The organism is Mameliella sp. LZ-28, from assembly GCF_012274245.1.
GTDB classification, from domain to species: domain Bacteria; phylum Pseudomonadota; class Alphaproteobacteria; order Rhodobacterales; family Rhodobacteraceae; genus Antarctobacter; species Antarctobacter albus.
In genome coordinates this window covers 66,868-88,744 of sequence record NZ_JAANYX010000006.1, presented here as the reverse complement: position 1 = coordinate 88,744, position 21,877 = coordinate 66,868, and the positions used below count along the sequence as shown (strand labels likewise).

Below are 21,877 nucleotides of genomic sequence, written 5' to 3'. Positions count from 1 at the left end.
ACGCCACGAGGGCGTTTGCATGATGTGAAAGACCTCAGTGCACCGGCGGCGGCACATGGCCGTCATGGCTTTCCATGTAGCCTTCGATGCTGGATTCCAGGTCGGCCATGCTTTCGCCGCCGGCCATCAGGTCGGCGATTTCCTCGCGGGTCTTCTCTCCCTTGCGGAAGTCGGCGGCGATGGCGCCACGGATCAGGACGGCGAAATGATCGCCCACGGCCATCGCGTGCATGACCTGGTGGGTGATGAAGATCACCGCCAGCCCGCGTCGCTTGGCCTCGTTCACGATGCGCAGGACATGGGCGGCCTGTTTCACCCCCAGCGCGGCGGTCGGCTCGTCGAGGATCAGCACGCGGGCGCCGAAATGCACCGCGCGGGCGATGGCCAGCGACTGCCGTTCCCCGCCCGACAGGCCGCCGACCAGGCGGTCGCCGTCGTCGATGCGGGTGATGCCGAAGTTCTGCACCGCCTCGACGGCGATCCGGTTGGCGGTCTTGCGGTCGTAGACCTTGAACGGCCCCCAGCCCCGGGTCGGTTCGACTCCGGCGAAAAAGCTGCGCCCGATGGACATCAGGGGAAAGGTGCCGCCGAACTGGTGCACCGTGGCAATGCCCATTTCCTGTGCCTGCTTGGGCCGGGAAAAGCGCACCGGCTGGCCGTCCAGCAGGATCTCTCCGCGGGTGGGTTGATGCACGCCGGCCAGTGTCTTGATCAGCGTCGACTTGCCGGCGCCATTGTCGCCCAGCAGGCAGAGCACCTCGCCCTCGTTCACCTTGAGCGAGATTTCATGCAACACGTCGATGGGGCCGAAACTCTTGTCGACATTGCGAAGTTCGATCACGGGGGTCTTGTCAGCCATTGGTCCGGGCCTCCCTCTCAAGCGGGTTTCTTCTTGCGGACGGCGGTCATCGCCAGGGTCCGGAAGTTTTCGTTCATGGCGACGGCCACCAGCAGCATCACCCCGATGATCAGGTTCGACCAGTTGCGGTCGATCTGGGTAAAGTAGATGCCCTGGTTGACCACCGCGAAGGTGAGCGTGCCAAAGAAGATCCCGGCCACGGAGCCAAAGCCGCCGGTCAGCAGGGTGCCGCCGACGACGACGCTGACGATCACGTTGAAGATGATGTTCATGCCGCCCGAGACCTGGGCCGAATTGAACAGGATCGCCTGGCACATGCCGGTAAAACTGGCGGCCGTGGCTGACAGGATGAAGAGCGCGACGGTCATCTGGCGGACGGGAATGCCGGCGTTGCGGGCGCTGTCCTTGTCGCCGCCCATCGCGAAGATCCAGTTGCCGTAGCGCGTGGCATGCATCACGAACCACAGGACCAGCGCCAGCGCGATCCACCACAGGATGATGACCTGGTGGCTGCCGCCGATCAGCTGGCCAAAGGTGAACTTGGCCCCGCCCGGGGCGGTCAGCGCGACGCTGGCCTTGCCGGTCAGGATCTTGGCGGCGGCCAGGACGACACCCTGCATGGCGACCAGCGTGCCCAGCGTGATGATCAGCGAGGGGACCGTGGTGCGATTGGCCAGCACGCCGTTGATCGTGCCCACGATCACGCCCAGGCCCAGCGCGCAGATCATGCCGACGGCGATGGGCAGTTCGTAATGGCCCGAGACGATGGCGGTGGTCATCGACCCCGCCGGGATCATCGCCCCGATCGAGATGTCCAGCTCGCCCGCGATCATAAGCATGCCCACCGGGATGGCCACGATCCCGAGGTTGGCTGCAAAGTTCACCCAGCTGGCGGCGCCCGCCAGTTTGCCCAGGTCCACGCCGCCGAAGATCACGAAGAAGGCGATCACGCCGACCAGGCTGAGGATGGCGCCCGCGGCGGGCTTGCGCAGGAAGGTTCCGAAGAGGTCTGTCATGGTCCCGGCCTCACTTCTTTGTCGCGTAGCTCAGGGCGAGCTTGCGGAAGGTGTCGTTGGACATCACCGCGATCAGCAGGAGCGCCCCGATGATGATGCTGCCGTAGTTCGGATCGAGTCCGCTGAAGAAGATGCCCTGGTTGACGATGGAAAAGGTCAGCGTGCCCAGCACGATGCCCACCACCGACCCGGCGCCGCCGGTCAGCAGCACGCCGCCGATGACCACGCACATGATCGAATTGAAGATGAAGGCTTGTCCCGCCGCGACCTGCGCGCTGCCGAAGGTCAGCACCTGGCTGACGCCGACAAAGGCCGCCGCAAAACCGCTGAGCATGTAGAGGCTGATGGTCACACGGCGGATCGGGATGCCGGCATTGCGCGCGCTGTCGCGGTCGCCGCCCAGGGCAAAGACCCAGTTCCCCCAGGGCGCGACATGCAGCAGGTAGTAGATCACCAGGGCAAAGCCCAGCCACCAGAAAATGGTGACGCGGAACATGAAGTTGATGGACTCGCCCAGCATCAGCTTGGCCACCGGGTCGGGCGTCATGAAGACCCCGGTCGATCCCGCGATCAGCACCGTCAGTCCCAGGGTCAGGCCCATCGTGCCGAACATCGTGCCGATGGTGATGATGAGCGAGGGGATCGCGGTGCGCGACACCAGGTAGCCGTTGATGAAACCGATCATCAGCCCGACCGCGAGCCCGGCAAGGACGCCGTACCAGGTGGGCAGGTCGTAGTGGCCGGACACCAACGCGCAGGTCAGCGCGGCGGCGGGCACGATGGCGCCCACGGAAATGTCCAGCTCTCCGGCGATCATCAGCAGGCCGACGGGCAGGGCGATGATGCCGACCTCGGCCGCCATCGTCAGGAAGGCGGACCAGCCGGGCGCGCCGAGAAAGACCTTGCCGCCGAGGCTGGCGAAGAAGATGTAGACGACGATCGTCCCGATCAGGGTTCCGAACTCGGGCCGGCGGATCAGGTTGCCGATGCTTGCGGCTGGGCCGCTGGTTCTTGGCGCGTCAGGTGACATGTCTCTCCCGTTCCGGTCGCGTCAAAGGCGCCCGGCCTCCCGTTTGTCGTGATGGATGGGCCGCGCGGCGGCGCGGCCCGGTGCCCGTGGGGGCGCTCAGCGCGTGCCCTTGCCTGCGCCCAGCATGGTCGCGTCGATGTTCGACGCATCGACGACGCCGGGGCCGGTCAGGATCTCGCGGGTCGGGATCGACAGGCCGTAGTTGATGTGACCGTTCAGGATCGACACGGCGTAGAAGCCCTGCTGATACCCCTGCTGGTCGATGGCGCAGGCCTGCTGACCGTTCTTGATGTTGGTCAGGATCGCCTCGTCGAAGTTGATGCCGCAGATCTGCACCTGGCCGGCCTTGCCCGCCTGCTGGATGCCCTGGACGATGCCGACGGCATCGAGGTTCGCGGTGGCGAAGACGGCGTTGATGTCCGGGTTCTGCAGCAGGTGCGCGCGCACGGCCTGGGCCACGGCGGCGACGTTGCCCTGAGCGGTCGCGGGCAGGGGCAGGGTGGTCGCGATGTGGCCGGTGTTCTCCATGCCCTCGGCGAAGCCGTTGCAGTAATCCTCGATATTGGCCGCGCCGGGCAGCGAGTTGACGCAGAGCCCGACGGTCCCGCCGTTGTTGCCCAGCCATTCGCCGCCGGCGACACCGGCCAGGTAATCGACCGCGCCGACGTAGTTCAGCGCGCCCAGCCGGTCGGCGGCCTCGAGGCCGCCGGCGTTGTAGATGACCAGCGGGATGCCCGCGTCCACGACCGCCTGAAAGGCCGGGTCCATCGCCTCGGGCACCCAGTTCGGGCCGACGACGCCGTCGGCGCCCTGGTCGATGGCCTGGCGGATCAGTTCCGCCGCGTCTACGCCGAGGTTGTCGTAATTCTGCGGGCCCAGCCAGGTGACAGAGCCGCCCTGTGCCTCGACCACGAGGGCCGCGTCTTCGGCGCCGCGCTTGACGATCGACCAGAACGGATCGTCGGGCTTGCCGCCGATGACGAAGATGTCCGCGCCTTCGGCGTAGGCGGCCGATGCGCCGATGGCGAGGGCGGCGGTGGTCGCAAGGAACGTGCTCAGTTTCATTTAGGGTCTCCTCCCCTGTTTGCCGTCGTCGGTCGGACGGCATTGGTCAGTCGTGATGGATTTTGCGGATCGCCCGGGTGCCTCCTCGCACGCCTGGGCGGGTCGCTCCTTATTCGGCGGGCATGCCGCCTTTCCGGGCGTTTGCGCGGGCCTTCTTGTCCCGGAAACGCGCCTTCATCTTTTCGTCTGCCTGTTTGGTGCCGTCGTGCCAGGTGCCGAACAGCGCGTCGAAGGGCACGATGCCGTCGCCGTAGTTCACCTCGAAATACTTGTGGTGCAGGTAGTGGGCGTAGGCGTGCATATCGATCGCCCGGTCGCCGCCCAGTTCCATCTTGTCAAAGCCGACGTGCCCCGGGATCGCCCCGAATGCCGCGCGGTGCATCTGGAACAACATGATGAAGGGGTTGGACGGCAGGATCAGGTGCCACAGGCCGACACCGAAGTAGAGCAGGTGTTCCACCGGGTGCATGGCCAGCGACGACCAGGGCGAGGGGTTGACCGAGTTGTGGTGCACCGAATGCACGTGCTTGTAGAGAAAGGGCACATGGATCAGCCGGTGGATGCAGTAGAAATGCGCCTCCTGGATGAAAGGCACCAGGAAGACCATCAGTGCCAGCCAGACCGGGTGATCGGCCCAGGCCAGCCAGGGCGCATAGCCGTTGGCATAGGCCCAGAGCGCGCCGACCTCTAGCGCGGTCCAGATCGGCACGCCGTGCAGAAAGGTGCGCAGGGCGCCGTCGATCTGCTGGTCATTGAACCAGAACACGCCGGATTTCTGGTCGGCGGGGAACTTGGCGTTGTACTTGAACCGGGTGTGCTGTGCCCGCTGCATGTAGAGGCGCAGCTCGAAGGCGCCGTAGAACAGGGCGATGCCGAGCGCGTTGATCGCAAGGAGTTTCAGCACCCAGCCCCAGGCCAGGGTCTGCATGACCGCCACCGGCGGGATCACGCAGGCCCAGTAGACCAGTGCCGAGATGAAAAAGAGAAGGTTCCAGGGAAAGAGGTAGCCCTTGAGCCAGGCCAGCAGCTCCATCGGTTTCGGCGGCAGGGCGTAGAAGGGGGCCACCCCGGCGACGGGGTCCCTGGGGGCCCAGTTGCCACGCTTGTCGCGGGTGCCGTGTTTCAGATCGTCCATCGCTTGGTCCTCCCTGGCGTCGGCTTGCTCACTCGGCGGCGGTGGCGCCGGTCTTCCGGGCCTTCATGCGCTCTTTCTTCTTGCGGAACCGCTCTTTCATGCGTTCGTCCGCTTCCTTGGTGCCGTCGTGCCAGTAGCCCAGCCACTTATCGAGCGGGACCAGCCCGTCGGCGCCATAGTTCACCTCGAAATACTTGTGGTGCAGGTAATGAGCGTAGGCGTGGCTATCGAGCGCGGTCTCGTCCGTGATCTCCAGCTTGTCAAAGCCGATATGCCCGTTGATGGCGCCGTAGCCGACGGCATGACTGTTGAACATCATCACGATCGGGTTCGACGGGATCAGCAGGTGCCAGACGATCTCGCCGAAATAGAGCGTGTGTTCGATCCAGTGCATCGACAGCGACGACCAGGGCGACGGGTTGATCGAGTTGTGATGCACCGAATGGATGTGCTTGTAGAGAAACGGCGTGTGGATCAGGCGGTGGATGCAGAAAAAGTGGATCTCGTGGATGGCGGGCACCAGCAGCGTCAGCGCCACCAGCCACAGCCAGTTGTCCTGCCAGTCGACCCAGCCGAAGGCGTGGATGCCATTGCCGTAGCACCAGAGCATCAGCACCTCGACCGCGGTCCAGATCGGGATGCCGATGAGGAAACTGCGCAGGAAGTTGTCCAGGTTCTGGCTCTTGAACCAGAACACGTCAGAGGGCGTCTCGGCGGGGAACTTGGCGTTGTACTTGAACCGCGTGCCCTGCCTGCGCCGAACGTAGTAGAACAGCTCGATGGCGCCATACATCGCGAAGATGCCCGCCATGTTCACGACCAACAGGTAGAGCGGCCAGCCCCAGCTGAGCGTCGCCAGCGTCTGGGCATCGGGGATCACGAAGACCCAGTAGAGCAGGGCCGTCGCCATGTGAAAGGCGTTCCAGGGCCAGAGGTAGTCGACCAGGAAAGCACCCATCTTGTTGAACTTGCCAAGCCAGAAGGGGGCGATTTCCAAAGGCGCGTTCGGGGCCCAGTTGCCGCGTTTGTCACGGGTGCCGTACTGCAGATCATCCATGAGTGCGCCCTCCCCAGCGTCTCATCGGCGCTGGCAGAAAACTGCGCCGACCGATGCATGTTTTCTTGACGAATTGACCTGCATCAAATCAAGCTTGCTGATGTGATGAGAGTGATTTCATATCATTTCAGTTCACGCGCCAATCAAGATGAAACGAAATGAAGTGACCCCGACATGGTGAAACGACCGACAATTCCTGACCTGGCAGAGGCTGCGGGCGTCTCGGTATCGACGGTCAACAGGGTGATCAACAAGGCCGACAGCGTGCGCCAGCCGACCCGGGAAAGGGTGCTGCGGGCGGCGCAGGAGATCGGGTTCTATGGCCTTGGGGCAATTGAATATTCCGTCCATGCCGGCCGGGAGGTGCATCGCCCGGGCGTGTTGCTCTTGCAAGAGCGGCGCCCGTTCTACCGCGACCTTGGCGCGGCCTTTCGGCAGGCCGCCGAAGAGCACACCGATGGCCGGATCGAACTGACACTGGAGTTTCTGGACGACCTTTCGCCCGAGGTCGTGGCAGACCGGCTGAGACAGCTTGGCGCGAATTGCGATTCGGTGGCCCTGGTGGCGGCGGAACATCCTCTCATCACCGATGCGATCGATTCCCTGCTGCTGCGGGGCACCCCGGTCATGGGGCTGATCACCCCCCTGACCGCGCGGGGGAATGTCGGCTACGTGGGGCTGGACAGTTTCAAGGTGGGGCGCACCGCTGCCTGGGCCTTTGACAAGATCTGCCACCATAGGGGCGAAATAGGCATCCTTGTCGGCAACACGCGCTACCGCAACCAGGACCTGAACGAGAGCGGCTTTCGCTCTTATTTCCGCGAGAACGCCTCCGGTTTCACCCTGTTGGAGCCGCGCGCGACCTTTGAATCGGCAGATGTGGCGCGCGAGATGACCGAAGACCTGTTTGCCCAGCACCCCGAGATGTGCGGGATTTTCATCTCGGGCGGGGGGATCACCGGGTCATTGGCTGCCCTGCGCGAGGCGCCCCGGCGTCCCGGCTTTGTCGCGGTGGGCTATGAACTGATGGATGTCACGCGCAGGGCGCTTTTCGACGGTACGCTGACGATGGCGATATCGCACCCGATGGAGGCCCTGGCCCGTCAAACCCTGGCCGCGCTGGTCAAGTCCAAACGCGCCGGGCCGGACGCCGGGGCGCAGAACGTCATGCTGGATTTCGACATTCATACGTCCGAAAATCTGTGACCCGTCCCGATGTGGCCAGAACTTATGCCTCTTGAATCTATCATGATGAATTGCTTGTCTCTGGCAATGTCGTCACGGACCCGTTCCAAATGACCGGCCTGCAAGGCCCCGGCCCCCTGACACGCGATGGCTCGCGCCGGTCGCGCCCGGTGCGCGTGGCCGAGGCCATCAAGGACTGGGTGGTCGAACGCGGGTTGCAACCCGGCGACCGTCTGCCCGGCGAGGCAGAGCTGATCGCCGAATTCGGCATGTCCAAGGGCACGATCCGCGAGGCGATGCGCCTGTTGCAGGCGCAGGGCCTGGTGGTGACCAAGACCGGTCCGGGCGGTGGCAGTTTCGTGGGCGAGGTCGGCAAGGACCGGGCCCATGCGCTGCTGGGCAATTACTTCTACTTCCGCAATATCTCGATCGACGACATCTACCAGGTGCGCATCGCGCTGGAACCGGAGCTGGCGGCCTCGCTGGCCGGGCGGCTGACGCCGGAACAACTGGCAGAGCTTGGGCGGATCATGACCACCTACGCCGAACCCGCCGAAGATGCCGAGGGCGAACGCGCACAGCATGTCGCCTCGCTGGTGTTCCACGCGCGCCTGGCAGAGTTTGCGGACAATGCCTTGCTGGGGTTCTTCATCGGCTTCATGGCGCAGATCCTGGCCGACCTGACCGTCTACAAACGCCTCTATTCCAAGCCGAACCACGAACTCTGGCGGCAGGGACGCGACCACCAGGCGGGCCTGGTCGAGGCGCTGCGCAACGGCGATGCCGAGGCCGCCCGGGCCATCATGCGCGAACACATGGAAATGGCACGCCGCCTGATGGAGGACCAGGAGGCGGTGGTCATGAAACGATTCATGGCGGAATGAGCATGGACGGACTGGCGAAAGAGCTGGAACGCCTCGTGGCCGAGGCGCGGGGCGCGGGCGACTGGGGCCGTCCGGCGGATTACATCCCCGAACTGGCCAAGGTCGATCCGGCGCAGGTAGGGGTTGCCCTCTGTCTGGCCGACGGGACGGAGCTCGGGGCAGGGGAGGCGGACAGGCCCTTTTCGATCCAGAGCATCTCGAAGGTGTTTTCGCTGGCGGCCGTTCTGGGGCGGCTGGGGGATGACCTTTGGCGCAGGGTCGGGCGCGAACCCTCCGGCACCGCCTTCGACAGCATCTTTCTGCTGGAGCATGAGAACGGCCGCCCACGCAATCCTTTCATCAACGCGGGGGCCCTGGTGACAACGGACGCGCTTTTGGGCGGGCGTGAACCCCGGCAGGCGCTATCCGAAATCATGCACCTTGTCCGTGCCGCGGCCGAGGATGACGACATCCATATCGACAAGGCGGTGGCGGAGTCGGAAAAGGCCACGGCCAGCCGCAATATGGCGCTGCTGTACTACCTGCAATCGCATGACAACCTGCTGAACCCGCCCGAGATGGTCATGGGCACCTATGCCCATCAATGCGCCATCGAGATGACCTGTCGCCAACTGGCGCGGGCGGGGCGGATGCTGGCGATGCTGCCCGGCGTGCCGGCGATGATCTCACCGCTCCGGGCGCGGCGGATCAATGCGCTGATGATGACCTGCGGGCAATATGACGGCTCGGGCAATTTCGCCTTTCGCGTCGGCCTGCCGGGCAAGAGCGGGGTGGGCGGGGGGATTCTGCTGGTGGCGCCGGGCGTCGCCTCGATCGCGGTCTGGTCGCCTGGGCTGGACGGCTATGGCAACTCGCAGGTGGGCACCTGGCTGGCCGAACGGATCGCAGGTTACACCGGCTGGTCGGTCTTCGCACCGTAGGGGGTGGCGCGCTCGGGGTCGTCGAGCGTCGGCACCATGATGGCCCAGTCGGCATAGTCGCCGCTGGTGGCGCGCTGGTGCAGCGCCCGCAGATCGGCGAGAGGTGTCGCCGAATGATCCACGCGCAGGGTCAGCGGCGCCATGTCCCGCCCGACGATCAGCAGCGCGGCAGAGAGCAGCCCCCGGCTGTCGCCCCCGGCGGCCGCGGCCGCATCCAGCGCGGCCAGCAGGCGCAGATCGAATGCGCCCTCGGCGGCGAGGAACCCGTCCAGCATCGCTTGCAGCACCTCCTCGGAAGAGAGCAGGTTGCCCGTGACGATCACCTTGTCCGCACTGCGCGCGCCCGCCGCCTGGATGCTGTCGGCGCCGGTAAAGCTGGCGGTGCCGCCTGTCGGGTCCAGCGTCGCCAGCTGCCGCTGGCCGCGGCCGCTGTCGGCGCCGGTCACACGCTCCACGGCGTCCCGTGCGGAAAGCCCGGATTTCATCAGGGCGAGCGTCTCTGTCCCCCACATGGTCGAGGGCAGGGACCCCTGTGAGGCCGACATCCCCGATTCGGCATCCCCGCGCAGAACCCAGCCGCCGACACAGAGACTGCCCGTGGTGGCGGCACCGCCGTAGCGGCCTGTTTTTTCATCGTATGCAAGGATCGAAATCGTCATGCGGGAGCCTCCTCATCATGAGACTTGAATTTATCATGAAAATTTGGCCTCATGCAATTTATCATGAAAAATAAAAAATGAAGAAAAAGACCCAAGGACAACAGCGGAGGTAACGCAATGTCGCTCTTCTCTTTCACCCGCCGAGGGCTGCTTGCCGCCGGGACGGCGCTTGCGCTGACAGTCGGCACACTGACCGGGGCCCAGGCGCAGACGCCTCCGGGCGTCCTGATCGTCGGCCAGATCGCCGAGCCCAAGGCGCTGGACCCGGCGGCGGTCACGGCGGTCAACGACTTCCGCATCCTGATGAACGTCTACGACGGGCTGGTGCGCTACAAGGATGGCACGCTGGAGGTCGAGCCGGCGCTGGCGACCGATTGGACCATCTCGGAGGACGGCACCGAATACACCTTTGACCTGCGCGAGGGTGTGAGCTTTCACGACGGCAGCCCGTTCAACGCCGAGGCGGTGAAATTCAACTTCGAGCGGATGCTGAACGAGGACCACCCCTATCACGACACGGGTCCCTTCCCGCTGGCCTTCTTCTTCTCGGCGGTGGAAACCATCGAGGTGGTGGATGACCTGACGGTGAAATTCACCCTGAACGCGCCCTATGCGCCGTTCCTGTCGAACCTTGCCTATCCCACGGGCCTGATCGTTTCGCCCGCCGCGGTCGAACAGCACGGATCGGATTTCGGGCGCAATCCCTCGGGCACCGGCCCGTTCACCTTTGCCGAATGGCGGTCGAACGAAGCGGTGGTGATCGAGGGCAACCCCGACTACTGGGGCGGGGCACCGGATTTGCAGGCGGTGGTGTTCCGCCCGATCACCGATGCCAATACCCGCACGGCGGAAATGCTGGCCGGGGGTATCGACCTGATGGTCGAGGTGCCGCCCGTGGCCCTGTCCGAATTCCAGGGCGCGGAATACACGGTGCACGAGCAGGCTGGCCCGCATGTCTGGTTCCTGATCCTGAACGCCAAGGAAGGCCCCTTTGCCGACAAGTTGGTGCGCCAGGCGGCGAACTACGCGGTCAACAAGACCGCGCTGGTGGACGACGTGCTGGAAGGGACCGCTGCCGTGGCCGCAGGCCCGACGCCGCCGGCCTTCGCCTGGGCCTACAACGAGGATCTCGAGCCCTATCCCTATGATCCCGACAAGGCCCGCGCGTTGCTGGCCGAGGCAGGCGCCGAGGGGGCGGAGCTGACATTCTTCGTGACCGAGGGCGGGTCCGGCATGCTGGACCCGATCGCGATGGGCACGGCGATCCAGGCGGACCTGGAAGCCGTCGGCTTTGACGTCACGATCGAGACCTACGAGTGGAACACCTTCCTGGGCGAGGTGAACCCGGGTCTGGCGGGCAAGGCGGACATGGCCGAGATGGCCTGGATGACCAACGACCCCGACACGCTGCCCTTCCTCGCGCTGCGCACAGATGCCTGGCCCGAGGCGGGCGGGTTCAACTCTGGCTATTATTCGAACCCGAAGGTGGATGAACTGCTGGAGGCGGCCCGCGTCGCCACCGACCAGGACGAGCGCGCGCGTCTTTACAAGGAGATGCAGACCATCGTTCAGGAAGATGCGCCCTGGGTCTTTGTCGCCAACTGGAAGCAGAACGCGGTGACGAGCGACCGGGTCGAGGGCTTTTCCTTGCAACCGTCCTTCTTCCTGCTGCTGGATGACGTGGTGAAGAACTGATCGCGAGTCGGGCGGGGCCGGGCATCGAGCCCGGCCCCGCCCGCCGGGGGCTCTGCCCCCGAAGTGCGCCTGCGGCGCACACCCCCGGAGGTATTTCTTGCCCAAAGAAGCCAGGGGTCGTTTTCCCGCCAGACAAAGGGGGTGCGCATGGGGCGCTATATCCTCGGACGACTGATTTCCGCCATTCCGGTGCTGCTGGGCATTACCGTGATCGTCTTCCTGATCATGGCGCTGATCCCGGGCGATCCGGCGACGGCGATCCTGGGCAGCTACGCGACGCCGGAGAACGTGGAAAAACTGAACCGCGACCTTGGCTTGGACAAGCCGCTGGTGGCGCAGTATTTCATCTGGCTCGGCAACATGCTGCAGGGCGATTTCGGCACCAGTTTCTCGCTCAACCGGCCTGTGATCGACGAGGTTCTGGAGCGGTTCAACGGGACGCTGATCCTGGCCGGGACGTCCTTTGTCATCTGTTCGGTGCTGGGCATCATGGCCGGCGTGATCTCGGCCGCCAACCAGTATGGCTGGGCGGACAAGGGCATCACCTTTGTCGTGCTGCTGGGGATCTCGATCCCGAGTTTCTTTCTCGGCATGATGATGATCCTGTTCTTCTCGGTGAACCTTAGGATATTCCCGGTTTCCGGCATGTGGCCGATCTATGGCACGCGGGATATCTGGGCGCTGCTCAATCACCTGGTCCTGCCGGCCAGTGCGCTGGCGGTGGTCGCCACCGGCGTGATCGCGCGCCTGTCGCGTTCCGCCATGCTGGAGGTGCTGCGACAGGATTTCATCCGTACCGCGCGGGCCAAGGGCGTGAATGAGCGCGGCGTGATCTGGCGCCATGCGTTGAAGGCGGCGATGGTCTCGATCATCCCTGTCCTTGGCATCCAGGCCGGGTTCGTCCTGTCGGGCGCGGTCTATATCGAGATCGTCTTTCAGTGGCCCGGCGTGGGCCGGATGCTGGTCGACGCGATCCTGAAACGCGACATCCTGCTGGTACAGGGGGGCGTGGTCTTTGTCGCCGCCTGTTACGTCCTGTTCAACATCGTGGTGGACGTGGCGCAGAGCCTGCTGGACCCGAGGATCAAGACATGATGGCCTTTCTCAAACTCCTTGCCCGCAACCGGCTGGCGCTGGCCGGGGGCATTGTCCTGAGCTTCGTCGTTCTGCTGGCGCTGATCACGCCGCTCCTGCCCTTGGCGGAGCCGAACGTGACCAATACCGCCGCGCGGTTCCAGAAGCCCTTTACCGAGGGCGCGCTCCTGGGCACCGATCACCTTGGCCGGGACCTGCTGTCGCGGCTGATGTGGGGCACGCGGTTGTCGCTGGCCGTGGGGTTTGCCGCAGCCGTGGTCGCCGCAACGCTGGGCGCGGCCATCGGCATCGTCGCCGGGTTCTACGGCGGGCGAACCGATAACCTGATCATGCGCGGCGTCGACATGCTGATGGCCTTTCCCTACATCCTGCTGGCGCTGGCCATCGTCGCCGCCCTTGGGCCGGGCCTGTTCAACGCGCTGATCGCCGTGGCCGCCGTGAACGTGCCTTTCTTTGCGCGCAACATCCGGGGCATCACCGTGGGCATCGCGCACAAGGAATTCGTCGATGCGGCGCGTCTGGCGGGCTTGTCGAACAGCCGCATCATCCTGACGGAAATCCTGCCCAACGTGATCCCGGTGATCGTCATCGCCATGTCCACCACCATCGGCTGGATGATCCTGGAAACCGCCGGGCTCTCCTTCCTCGGCCTCGGCTCGCAGCCGCCGCAGGCGGACCTGGGCTCGATGCTGGGCGAAGCGCGCTCGGCGCTGATCACCAACCCGCATACCTCGGTCGTGCCGGGCGTCATGATCCTCATCATCGTCATGTCGATCAACCTCTTGGGCGACGGCGTGCGCGACGCGCTGGACCCGCGCCTGAAATCCGGCGCCCTGTCGCGCCCGATGGCCTCCACGATGGTCCGCCGCAAGGACCCGGTGCCCCAAGCCGAGGGCAAGGGCCTGCTGGAAGTGCAGGAGTTGCAGACCCAGTTCCACGTCAAGGATCGCGTCTATCGGGCGGTGGGCGGCGTGTCCCTGCATGTCAAGCCGGGGGAGTGCCTGGGCGTGATCGGTGAAAGCGGGTCGGGCAAATCCGTCACCGCGCTGTCGGTCATGGGGCTGGTGGCCTCGCCGCCCGGGGTCATCACCGGGGGCGCGGTGCGCTATGATGGCGAGGACCTGATCGGCGCGCCGTATCGCAAGCTGCGCGAGATGCGGGGCCGCAACGTCGCCTATATCTTCCAGGATCCGCTGGCCACGTTGCACCCGCTCTACAAGGTGGGTGACCAGTTGATCGAGGCGATCCGCGCGCATCGGCCCATCAGCAAGAGCGAGGGGCAGGCGCGGGCCATCGAACTGCTGAAGGCGGTGCGTATTCCCAACGCCGAAAAGCGCATCACCGACTATCCGCACGAGATGTCGGGCGGGATGCGCCAGCGCGTGGGGATCGCGATGGCGCTGGCCAATGATCCCGACATCATCATCGCGGATGAGCCGACAACGGCGCTGGACGTGACCGTTCAGGCGCAGATCCTGTCGCTGCTGGATGACCTGCGCCGCTCGCGCGGGCTGGCCATCGTGTTCATCACCCATGATTTCGGCGTGGTGGGGCAGCTGTGTGACCGGGTGGCCGTAATGTACGCGGGCCGCATCGTCGAAGAAGGGCCGACGCAGTCGGTGCTGGAAACGCCGACGCATCCCTATACCGCCCGGCTGATGGCCTGTGTTCCGGAACTGGGCGAGGGCAAGCGGCGGCTGGAGGCGATCCCGGGCCTGCCACCGGTGGTGGACAAGCTGCCCGCAGGTTGTGCCTTTGCCGACCGTTGCGACCGGGTGCAGGCGGACTGCCGACAGGGCGAGATCGACCTCGAGCGTGAAGGCGCGCGCGCCGTGCGCTGTATCCATCCCGTGACCCCGCTGAAGGAGGCCGCAGAATGACAGAGGCGCTGAAACTGACAGAGCTGTCCAAGAGTTTCCCGGTGGGAGGTGGCTTCCTTGCGGCGTCCAGGGGGACGGTCAAGGCGGTGCATCCGATTTCCCTGAGCGTGGAACAGGGAGAGACGCTTGGCATCGTTGGGGAATCCGGCTGTGGCAAGTCCACGCTGGCCCGGATGCTGGTGGGCCTGCTGGAACCGACGACCGGCACCATCGAGATCGACGGTGCGGCGCTGGACAACGCCGACCCGGCGGTTTTTGGCAAGCGCATCCAGTATGTTTTTCAGGATCCGATTTCCTCGCTCAACCCGCGCAAGACGATCCGGCAGATCATGGAGGCCCCGCTGAAACGCCTCTACGGCATGGACCGTTCGCAGCGCGATCTGCGGATTTCCGAGATATTCGCCAGCGTGAACCTGCGCGAGGAGTTCCTGGAGCGCTATCCGCATGAATTTTCGGGCGGGCAGGCGCAGCGGATCGGGATCGCCCGGGCGCTGGCCGCCAATGCGCGCATCCTGATCCTGGATGAGCCGGTGTCGGCGCTGGATGTCTCTGTGCAGGCGCAGGTGCTGAACCTGCTGGCGGATCTGAAAAAGGAATTCAGCCTCACCTACCTGTTCATCAGCCATGACCTTGCGGTGGTCGAGGCGGTCAGCGACCGGATCGCGGTGCTTTACTTTGGGTCCGTGGTCGAACTTGGCCCGGCCGAAGAGATTTTCCGTGCCCCGCGTCACCCCTACACCAAGCTGCTGGCCGACAGTGCGCCGGTGGTCGGGCGGCCGTTGACGGCGCCGGAATCGAAGGAGACCGAGCTGCCAGACCCGTTGAACCCGCCGCCCGGCTGCGCCTTTGCCGCGCGCTGCCCGCGCGCCAGCGACCGCTGCCGCAAGGAGGTGCCCCGGCTGGAAGGCGACCGCGTACAGGCGGCCTGTTTTCATCCGCTGGACGGCGACTGACGGTGCCGGTCAATCCAGCCGTGAAAACCCCTTCTTGATGCGCCGGATGGGGATCGAGGACTCGATAGAGGCCACGCCCGGCACCTTGGTCAGCCGGCGGGTCAGGAAGCCTTCGAACTCGACCAGGTCGGCGACCGCGACACGCAGCAGGTAATCCCGGTCATCAGCCAGCAGTCGATCACCTCGGGATAGGCGTTGACTGCCTGTTCGAAGGCTTGCAGCCGGTCGTCGACCTGGTGAGCCAGCTTGACCGAGACAAAGACGCTGAAGGGATAGCCCAGTTTGGCCTCGTCCAGATGCGCGTGATAGCCGCTGATGTATCCACGCTCTTCAAGGATGCGAACCCGCCGGGCGCAGGGCGACGGCGACAGGTTCACCCGCCCGCTCAGCTCTTGCAGGGTCAGGCGGGCATCACGCTGGACCTCGCGCAGGATGGCGTGGTCGATGGAATCGAGGCTGTCGGCGCTCATGGTGAATCTTGCAAGGTATTGCGAAATTATTGACGGATTCCTCCAAAGATCAACCTAACCAGTGATGGGTTTGACGCCAATTGCCCCGCGCGCCTGTCTGGGTCTGGCCAAAGGCAGGAGTGAATGATGACCCGGCACCAGACCCGTTTTGACCGTATCCCCCAGGATCCGGATCCCGCAGAAACCGCTGAGTGGATCGAGGCGCTGGAAAGTCTCACCCACCATGATGGCCCTGAACGGGCGCATTTCGTGATGAACGCGGTGCTGGACCCGGCGCGCCGGCTGGGGGTGACGACCCGTGGCTTGCCCTATTCGGCCTAACGCAACACGATCCCGCTGGCCCGGCAGCCCGACTATCCTGGTGACCTTGCGCTGGAAGAGAGCATCACCTCGATCATCCGCAGGAACGCTCTGGCGATGGTCGTGCGGGCGAACCGGGCCTATGGCGAACTGGGCGGACACATCGCCTCTTACGCCTCGGCAGCCGAGATCTTCGAGGTGGGTTTCAACCATTTCTTCCGGGTGCGGGACGGCGATTTCGGCGGCGACCTCGTCTATTTTCAGCCGCATTCGGCGCCGGGTGTCTACGCCCGGGCCTTCCTGGAGGGGCGGCTGACCGAGCAGGAGATCGCCAACTACCGGCAAGAGGTGCCGGGCAAGGGCCTGTGTTCCTACCCGCATCCCTGGTTGATGCCGGATTTCTGGCAGGTGCCGACGGGGTCGATGGGGATCGGGCCGCTCAGCGCGGTGGTTCATGCGCTATCTGCAGGCGCGTGGCCTGGCCCGGACCGAGGATCGCCATGTCTGGGGCGACTTTGGCGACGGCGAGATGGAAGAGCCGGAATCCATCGCCGGGCTGACACTGGCCGCGCGGGAACGGCTGGACAACCTGTTCCGCCAGATCGGCATCTACGCCCCCGACGGGCAGTTGTACGATCCCGAGGACAAGGGCGCGATGATGTTCTACAAGGAGGCGGCGAATAGCCAGTTGCTGGAAGAAGGCATCACCGAGGCCGGCGCGATCAGTTCCTGGACCGCTGCCGGGACGGCCTATTCCGTGCATGATACCGAGCTGTTGCCGGTCTACATCTTCTATTCGATGTTCGGTTTTCAACGCGTGGGGGACCTGATCTGGGCGGCGGCCGATCAGCGCACGCGGGGTTTCCTGCTGGGGGCGACGGCGGGGCGGACAACGCTGTCGGGGGAGGGGTTGCAGCACCAGGATGGCTCCAGCCACATGGCGGCGGCGGCGATCCCGAATTGCCGCGCATGGGATCCCTGCTTTGCCTATGAACTGGCGGTTATCATGGATCACGGCATGGCGCGGATGCTGGACGAACAGCGTGACGAGTTCTTCTACTTCACCGTGATGAACGAGATCTACGACCAGCCCTCGATGCCCGAGGGGGCGGAGACGGCCATCCTGAAGGGCCTCTACAAGCTGCGCTGCGTCGGGGAAACCGGCCCCCGCGTGCGGCTGGTGGGATCGGGGACGATCCTGGTCGAGGTTCTTGCCGCCGCGGAACTGTTGCAGGACTTCGGCGTCGTGGCAGAGGTTTTCTCGGCCACCTCCTATACCGAACTTGCCCGCGAGGCGATGGAGGTCGCGCGGCGCAACCGCTTCAAGGCGCCCGATCTGCGAGAGACCAGTCACGTCGAAACCCTGCTGGGAGGAGAGGTGCCCGTCGTGGCGGCCAGCGACTACGTCCGGGCCTTTCCCGGCCAGATCGCGCCCTATCTGCGTGCCCCGATGACCCTGCTGGGAACCGATGGCTTTGGACGTTCCGCCAATCGCCAGGCGTTGCGCCGGTTCTTCGAGGTCGACCGGCAGAATATCGCGCTTGCGGCGATCGAGGCGTTGGTGCGTGACGGCGACCTGCCGCCAGAGACCCTGCGCGCGGCGATCAAGGCATGGGACATCGACCCCGAAACTTGGGTCCCGTGGAGCTGTTAGCGGGCAGGGGCGGGCAGCCCCTTGGCAAGCGCCTGCTCGACCAAGTCGGCGTGGGCGTTGGCCTCATCGCTGGACAGGAAGGCCAGCGCTGGTGGATCGCCCGCGACCATCAGCGCCATGCCGATGCTCCGATCAAGCTTGTCTTCGATCACGAACAGGCCCGAAGCGGCGCCGCGAAAGCGGTGCCGTTCGACAAAGCCGGGCAGGGCCTCCGCCGTTGGCCAGGGCGGCGTGGCGCCTGGCAGCATCAGCGCAAGCGTCGGCACGTCCTTCTGGCGCGCCGGACGCAGGCTCAGTCCGTCCAGGTCATAGCGAGGCGGGTTGAGCAGGTGCCATTGTTCCGGCGCCATCAGGAAGTCGTGGCAGGGATGGGACTGACCGCTTGCCTGAAAGAACATGCGCCGCGATCCCGGGCAGCGGGCAAAGCCAAGGCGCGCCAGCAGCGACAAAGAGGCCGCATTGTCCGTGCGGCAGGCGGCCAGCAGGGGCGGCGCCGGACGAGAGAACCACTCGGCAAGGGCCAGGTGCAAGGCCGTGCTCATGACCCCGCGACCCTGAAAGGCAGGGTCCAGCCAGTACCACAGGCCCGCGCCAAGGCAGATACAGCCTGCGGCAGCCCCCTGGATCTCGATGATGCGCAGGTGCTCGCCGGGGTGCTGACCGTGTTCCAGCAGCGCCTGTGCCTCGGTGGGGCCGAATGGCTGGGCGACGGCTGCAAGCCAGGGCGCGACACGCTCGTCCGATAGCTGCCGAACAACCTCGGGGAGGTCGCCCTCGGACATCGGTCTGAGGCAGAACTCCTCTGACACCAGTCGCACCGGGAAGTCATGAACCGTCACCGCCCGTCACCCCTGGCCGCAGGCCGCCCGATCAGTCGCGCGGAATGCCATATTGCTTGATCTTGCGGTAAAGCGTCGGTCGTGAGATGCCTAGTTGCTCGGCCACGCGGGTCAGGTTGCCCTTTTCCGCCTGGATGGCGCGCCGGATGGTCATCGCCTCCATGTTTTCGAGGTTTATGGGGGCCTCTTCGACGTCGACGTAATGGCTGAACCCCAGCCCGTCCGCCGGTTCGATGATCTCTGGCGGCAGATCGTTCAGGCCGACCTCGGGGCCGGATTTCAGCAGGTAGAGCCGTTCCACTAGGTTGCGCAACTCGCGCACGTTGCCGGGCCAGCGGTATTCTTTCAGCCGGTCCATCACCGCCGGGGCAAAGACCAGCCGGGGGCGAGAGAACCGGTCTGAAAAGACGCTGTTGAAATGGTCGATCAGCAGGGCAACGTCACCGCTGCGCTGGCGCAGGGGCGGCACGTCGATCGCGACGATGCCGATCCGGTAGAAGAGGTCGCGGCGGAACCGCCCCTGTTCGACGTCGCTGCGCAGGTTGCGGTTGGTCATCGCCACAAGCTGGACATTGACCGGGCGGCGCTGGTCGTCGCCGATCCGGTAGACCGCGCGCTGTTCCAGTGCCCGCAGCAGGTAGGGCTGCAATTCCACCGGCATGTCGCCGATCTCGTCCAGGCAAAGCACTCCGCCGTCCGCCTGTTCGAACTTGCCCGGCTTGCCGCCGCGCAGGGCGCCGGTAAAGGCCCCTTCGACATGGCCGAACAGCTCGGCCCCGATCAGTTCCTTGGAGATCGCGGCGCAGTTGACCGTGACATAGGGTGCGTTCTTGCGGTCGATCCGGTTGTGGACCAGCCGCGCAAAAAGTTCCTTGCCGACGCCGGTTTCACCCTGGATCAGCACCGTCACCCCGGCAGAGGCGGCGCGTTCGGCCAGTTCGATGGCTTCCAGCATCTTGGGCGCGTTGCCTACGATCACGATCTCGTCCTCGTCGACATTGGCGCGCGGCTTGATGCGCACGGCAACCGTGTCCTGCGGCCGGATGGCGGTAGAGCGTTTCAGCGACAGGGCCGCACCGCGCAGGCTGCCGTCGAATTCCAGCCGGGTGATGCCGTCTGTTTCGATGTCTCGGGGCAGGGCGGCGCGGATGTCGCCCTCTGTCATGTTGGCGCTCAGCGGCAGCAACTGGTGGCCGACCGCGAAATCCGGGCGTGGCAGGTGCAGCCTGTCGTCCAGCCCGCGGCGGAACATGATGCGGCCGACCTTGTCCAGCAACAGGACGCTGGTGTCCGGGCGGCTGGCATCGGAGTTCAGGAAGGTTTCCAGCAGGCGGGTCCGTTCCTCGCGCTGCTGTTCGGCCAGGGCGATCTCGATTTCGCGGGCGGCAGCGACCACCAGCGCGATGTTGTGGCGGCGAAAGATGTCGGGCGGGCCGGACAGGTCCACCACCCCGATCACCGAACGGTCGAACGGGTCAAAGATCGGGACACCGGCGCAGGTCCAGGCCTGCACGCCCTGGCAGAAATGTTCGGCCGCGTGGACATATGTCGGCTTGCCGGTCTTCAGCGCGGTGCCGATGCCGTTAGTGCCGATCACGTCTTCGTTCCAGACGCCGCCGATTTCCAGGTGGATGTTCTGCCCGGCGTCCAGCACATCGTGATCGCCGATGGCGTCGATGATCACGCCGTTGTTGTCGGTCAGGATCAGGATCACCTGCGCCCCGGCCAGGTGCGGTTCAAGCCGGGCAAAGGCGGCGCGGGCGGCCTGTCGCAGGCTGGCGTTGCGGCGGCGCAGCTTTCGCAGTTCCTCGTCGCGTTCGATCTTGCGCGACTGCAACCGCGTCGCATCGACACCCAGGTTCATGCTGCGTTGCCAGGACTGGACGATCTCGCTGCGCACCTCGCCAGTCTCGGGCTGGCCGGTGACATAGTTTTCCCAGGCGCGCCGGGTTTCTCCTTCCGAGTACTCGGGGAAGAGGCCGGCATCGTCGTTGCCACCTTGCGTGGCCTTGAAATATCTAGGTCGCCCCATCGGTCACTCTGTCAGGGCCGCGCGCGGGTCTGCGGCGGCGGTGAAGGTTTGTCGGTCAGGCAAGCGGCGCCCCTGCGGGCCGGGCGCGAACCGGGCTGGCGATGGCATCGTCGAACATGGCTCCTTTGGCGTCATGTTGATAAGGGCGCCGACTGGCGCCCGTCGTAAAGATGTCCATTTCCACGTCTCCCCGCCCAAAAGATTATCATGTCATAAACATTTTGCATAGCGCCGCCCGGAGGCCCCGGAATGGCGCCCGGCTCGTGGGGGCTAAGTGACACTGAATTGCTGCCGTTGCGTCAAGTCCCCGGATGGTCGGTATCTTCTGTATCGGGGTGTGGGGCGGACCGGGCGTGCCCTCTTGCAAGTGGTTCATGTCAAAGGCCTTGCCCATCGCGCGCGAGGGCCGTTCGCGCCGTGCCGGTCAGAGAGGGAACGGGTCATGGATAGCCGTTGCCGGTCCGGCGTTGAGGCTGTCCGGCATGGGATTGCCGACAGGTCGGGAAACGCCGCCGGGCGACTGCGGGAAACCGGCGCAGAAGCGGCCATCTCAGGTGCAACGATTCGCCGCATCGCGGCAGATTCGCCCCTGGTCGCGGATCGGTCGAAGCGGAGTCGAAACAGATTTTTACGATACGTCCCGGACAGTGTAACGAAGCTTTACGACTTTTTGTCCACTCGTCCACTTGTGGCCTAATAACTTGAATTTTCAAAGGTTTTCGTTGCGTCGGAAGTCGCGAAAGGTAGCATGTCGCGACCATGACACGTCTCGCCCAACACCGCCCGACCCTGACCGGCACGCCGCATTTGCCCGGCACCGGAACCTGCTTGACCCGCTCTGAGAGACCTCGGCGACGCGGGTGTCCCAGGTCAATTCATGCGCCCGCCCGAGGGGGCGCCGGGCATCTGGTCCCAGATCGCCGAAAGGTCCGTGGCCAGGCGCCTGTGCGTCTCTGCCATCAGCCTGTCACGCTTGTCCGCGGGCAGGTCGTTCAGCGCCTGACGGGCCGCGCGCAGGTCGTCCGGGGCGCCGGTCCGGGCGGCCTTGCGGGCGATCTCGATGGTGCTGTCCTGCGGGTCCAGCACCTGGGCCGCGACCTCTGCGAGGGTGGCGAAGAAACGTGTGTCGAAGGGGCTGAGCATTCGGAG

The 21,877-nt window shown here is 65.2% G+C and carries 20 protein-coding genes and 1 pseudogene; 9 read left to right on the top strand and 12 right to left on the bottom strand.

Features of this window, described 5'->3' with window-relative positions; all coding sequences use genetic code 11:
- Nucleotides 1-34 precede the first annotated feature (34 nt).
- From G9Q80_RS04340 to G9Q80_RS04315, 6 genes are all read right to left on the bottom strand, one after another.
- Nucleotides 35-859 carry an ATP-binding cassette domain-containing protein gene (locus tag G9Q80_RS04340; RefSeq protein WP_043145866.1) on the bottom strand — a complete coding sequence of 275 codons (825 nt, stop codon included), beginning with the start codon at nucleotides 857-859 and terminating at the stop codon, nucleotides 35-37.
- A gap of 17 nt (nucleotides 860-876) precedes the next feature.
- On the bottom strand, nucleotides 877-1,875 hold the full coding sequence (locus tag G9Q80_RS04335) for an ABC transporter permease (RefSeq protein WP_088716563.1): 999 nt from the start codon (nucleotides 1,873-1,875) through the stop codon (nucleotides 877-879).
- Between the two features lie 10 nt (nucleotides 1,876-1,885).
- Nucleotides 1,886-2,905 carry an ABC transporter permease gene (locus G9Q80_RS04330; RefSeq protein ID WP_088716564.1) on the bottom strand — a complete coding sequence of 340 codons (1,020 nt, stop codon included), beginning with the start codon at nucleotides 2,903-2,905 and terminating at the stop codon, nucleotides 1,886-1,888.
- A gap of 96 nt (nucleotides 2,906-3,001) precedes the next feature.
- Nucleotides 3,002-3,970 carry a substrate-binding domain-containing protein gene (locus tag G9Q80_RS04325; RefSeq protein WP_088716565.1) on the bottom strand — a complete coding sequence of 323 codons (969 nt, stop codon included), beginning with the start codon at nucleotides 3,968-3,970 and terminating at the stop codon, nucleotides 3,002-3,004.
- Between the two features lie 109 nt (nucleotides 3,971-4,079).
- Nucleotides 4,080-5,105: a sterol desaturase family protein gene (locus G9Q80_RS04320; RefSeq protein WP_088716566.1), complete on the bottom strand. Its 1,026-nt coding sequence runs from the start codon at nucleotides 5,103-5,105 to the stop codon at nucleotides 4,080-4,082.
- Nucleotides 5,106-5,133: 28 nt separating this feature from the next.
- Nucleotides 5,134-6,162 carry a sterol desaturase family protein gene (locus tag G9Q80_RS04315; protein ID WP_088716567.1) on the bottom strand — a complete coding sequence of 343 codons (1,029 nt, stop codon included), beginning with the start codon at nucleotides 6,160-6,162 and terminating at the stop codon, nucleotides 5,134-5,136.
- Nucleotides 6,163-6,336: 174 nt separating this feature from the next.
- Here G9Q80_RS04315 and G9Q80_RS04310 point away from each other — a divergent pair, with 174 nt between their 5' ends.
- The 3 genes from G9Q80_RS04310 (at nucleotide 6,337) to G9Q80_RS04300 (ending at nucleotide 9,151) form a co-directional block, all read left to right on the top strand.
- Nucleotides 6,337-7,368 carry a LacI family DNA-binding transcriptional regulator gene (locus G9Q80_RS04310; RefSeq protein WP_088716568.1) on the top strand — a complete coding sequence of 344 codons (1,032 nt, stop codon included), beginning with the start codon at nucleotides 6,337-6,339 and terminating at the stop codon, nucleotides 7,366-7,368.
- An 89-nt stretch (nucleotides 7,369-7,457) separates the two neighbouring features.
- A complete protein-coding gene (locus tag G9Q80_RS04305) occupies nucleotides 7,458-8,231 on the top strand; it encodes a FadR/GntR family transcriptional regulator (protein WP_088716569.1) in 774 nt (257 codons plus the stop codon).
- A 2-nt stretch (nucleotides 8,232-8,233) separates the two neighbouring features.
- Nucleotides 8,234-9,151 (top strand): glutaminase, encoded by a 918-nt coding sequence (locus G9Q80_RS04300; RefSeq protein ID WP_074622967.1) that lies wholly within the window; start codon nucleotides 8,234-8,236, stop codon nucleotides 9,149-9,151.
- On the opposite strand, the gene G9Q80_RS04295 is transcribed toward G9Q80_RS04300, so the two are convergent.
- The gene (locus G9Q80_RS04295) at nucleotides 9,121-9,810 is read right to left on the bottom strand and encodes a DUF1028 domain-containing protein (RefSeq protein ID WP_088716570.1); all 690 of its coding nucleotides are present in this window, start codon (nucleotides 9,808-9,810) and stop codon (nucleotides 9,121-9,123) included. The two genes, G9Q80_RS04300 and G9Q80_RS04295, sit on opposite strands and share 31 nt — an antisense overlap.
- 117 nt (nucleotides 9,811-9,927) lie before the next feature.
- Between G9Q80_RS04295 and G9Q80_RS04290 the strand changes: the two genes are divergently transcribed.
- The 4 genes from G9Q80_RS04290 to G9Q80_RS04275 all read left to right on the top strand — a co-directional run bounded on the left by G9Q80_RS04290 (nucleotide 9,928) and on the right by G9Q80_RS04275 (nucleotide 15,433).
- Entirely contained in the window at nucleotides 9,928-11,505 is a 1,578-nt protein-coding gene (locus G9Q80_RS04290; RefSeq protein WP_088716571.1) for an ABC transporter substrate-binding protein, read from the top strand.
- A 147-nt stretch (nucleotides 11,506-11,652) separates the two neighbouring features.
- The gene (locus tag G9Q80_RS04285) at nucleotides 11,653-12,600 is read left to right on the top strand and encodes an ABC transporter permease (protein ID WP_069210292.1); all 948 of its coding nucleotides are present in this window, start codon (nucleotides 11,653-11,655) and stop codon (nucleotides 12,598-12,600) included.
- Complete coding sequence (locus G9Q80_RS04280) at nucleotides 12,600-14,480, top strand: dipeptide/oligopeptide/nickel ABC transporter permease/ATP-binding protein (RefSeq protein ID WP_088716605.1); 1,881 nt, start codon at nucleotides 12,600-12,602, stop codon at nucleotides 14,478-14,480. The genes G9Q80_RS04285 and G9Q80_RS04280 overlap by 1 nt, the downstream gene beginning before the upstream one ends.
- On the top strand, nucleotides 14,477-15,433 hold the full coding sequence (locus G9Q80_RS04275) for an ABC transporter ATP-binding protein (RefSeq protein ID WP_088716572.1): 957 nt from the start codon (nucleotides 14,477-14,479) through the stop codon (nucleotides 15,431-15,433). The genes G9Q80_RS04280 and G9Q80_RS04275 overlap by 4 nt, the downstream gene beginning before the upstream one ends.
- A 9-nt stretch (nucleotides 15,434-15,442) precedes the next feature.
- Here G9Q80_RS04275 and G9Q80_RS04270 read toward each other — a convergent pair.
- Nucleotides 15,443-15,903 (bottom strand): annotated as a pseudogene (locus tag G9Q80_RS04270) (Lrp/AsnC family transcriptional regulator).
- A 123-nt stretch (nucleotides 15,904-16,026) separates the two neighbouring features.
- Here G9Q80_RS04270 and G9Q80_RS28705 point away from each other — a divergent pair.
- Together G9Q80_RS28705 and G9Q80_RS04265 are read left to right on the top strand one after the other, a co-directional pair.
- Nucleotides 16,027-16,224, top strand: a complete 198-nt coding sequence (locus G9Q80_RS28705) for a pyruvate dehydrogenase E1 component-related protein (protein WP_416045631.1) — start codon at nucleotides 16,027-16,029, stop codon at nucleotides 16,222-16,224.
- A 433-nt stretch (nucleotides 16,225-16,657) separates the two neighbouring features.
- Nucleotides 16,658-17,857 carry a transketolase-like TK C-terminal-containing protein gene (locus G9Q80_RS04265; RefSeq protein ID WP_416045632.1) on the top strand — a complete coding sequence of 400 codons (1,200 nt, stop codon included), beginning with the start codon at nucleotides 16,658-16,660 and terminating at the stop codon, nucleotides 17,855-17,857.
- On the opposite strand, the gene G9Q80_RS04260 is transcribed toward G9Q80_RS04265, so the two are convergent.
- The 4 genes from G9Q80_RS04260 to G9Q80_RS04250 all read right to left on the bottom strand — a co-directional run bounded on the left by G9Q80_RS04260 (nucleotide 17,854) and on the right by G9Q80_RS04250 (nucleotide 21,871).
- The gene (locus G9Q80_RS04260; protein WP_133066454.1) at nucleotides 17,854-18,696 is read right to left on the bottom strand and encodes a GNAT family N-acetyltransferase; all 843 of its coding nucleotides are present in this window, start codon (nucleotides 18,694-18,696) and stop codon (nucleotides 17,854-17,856) included. The two genes, G9Q80_RS04265 and G9Q80_RS04260, sit on opposite strands and share 4 nt — an antisense overlap.
- A gap of 31 nt (nucleotides 18,697-18,727) precedes the next feature.
- Nucleotides 18,728-20,728 (bottom strand): sigma-54-dependent Fis family transcriptional regulator, encoded by a 2,001-nt coding sequence (locus G9Q80_RS04255; RefSeq protein WP_069210255.1) that lies wholly within the window; start codon nucleotides 20,726-20,728, stop codon nucleotides 18,728-18,730.
- A 55-nt stretch (nucleotides 20,729-20,783) separates the two neighbouring features.
- On the bottom strand, nucleotides 20,784-20,906 hold the full coding sequence (locus G9Q80_RS28385; protein ID WP_261394907.1) for a hypothetical protein: 123 nt from the start codon (nucleotides 20,904-20,906) through the stop codon (nucleotides 20,784-20,786).
- A gap of 692 nt (nucleotides 20,907-21,598) precedes the next feature.
- A complete protein-coding gene (locus G9Q80_RS04250; protein ID WP_088716574.1) occupies nucleotides 21,599-21,871 on the bottom strand; it encodes a hypothetical protein in 273 nt (90 codons plus the stop codon).
- Nucleotides 21,872-21,877 lie beyond the last annotated feature (6 nt).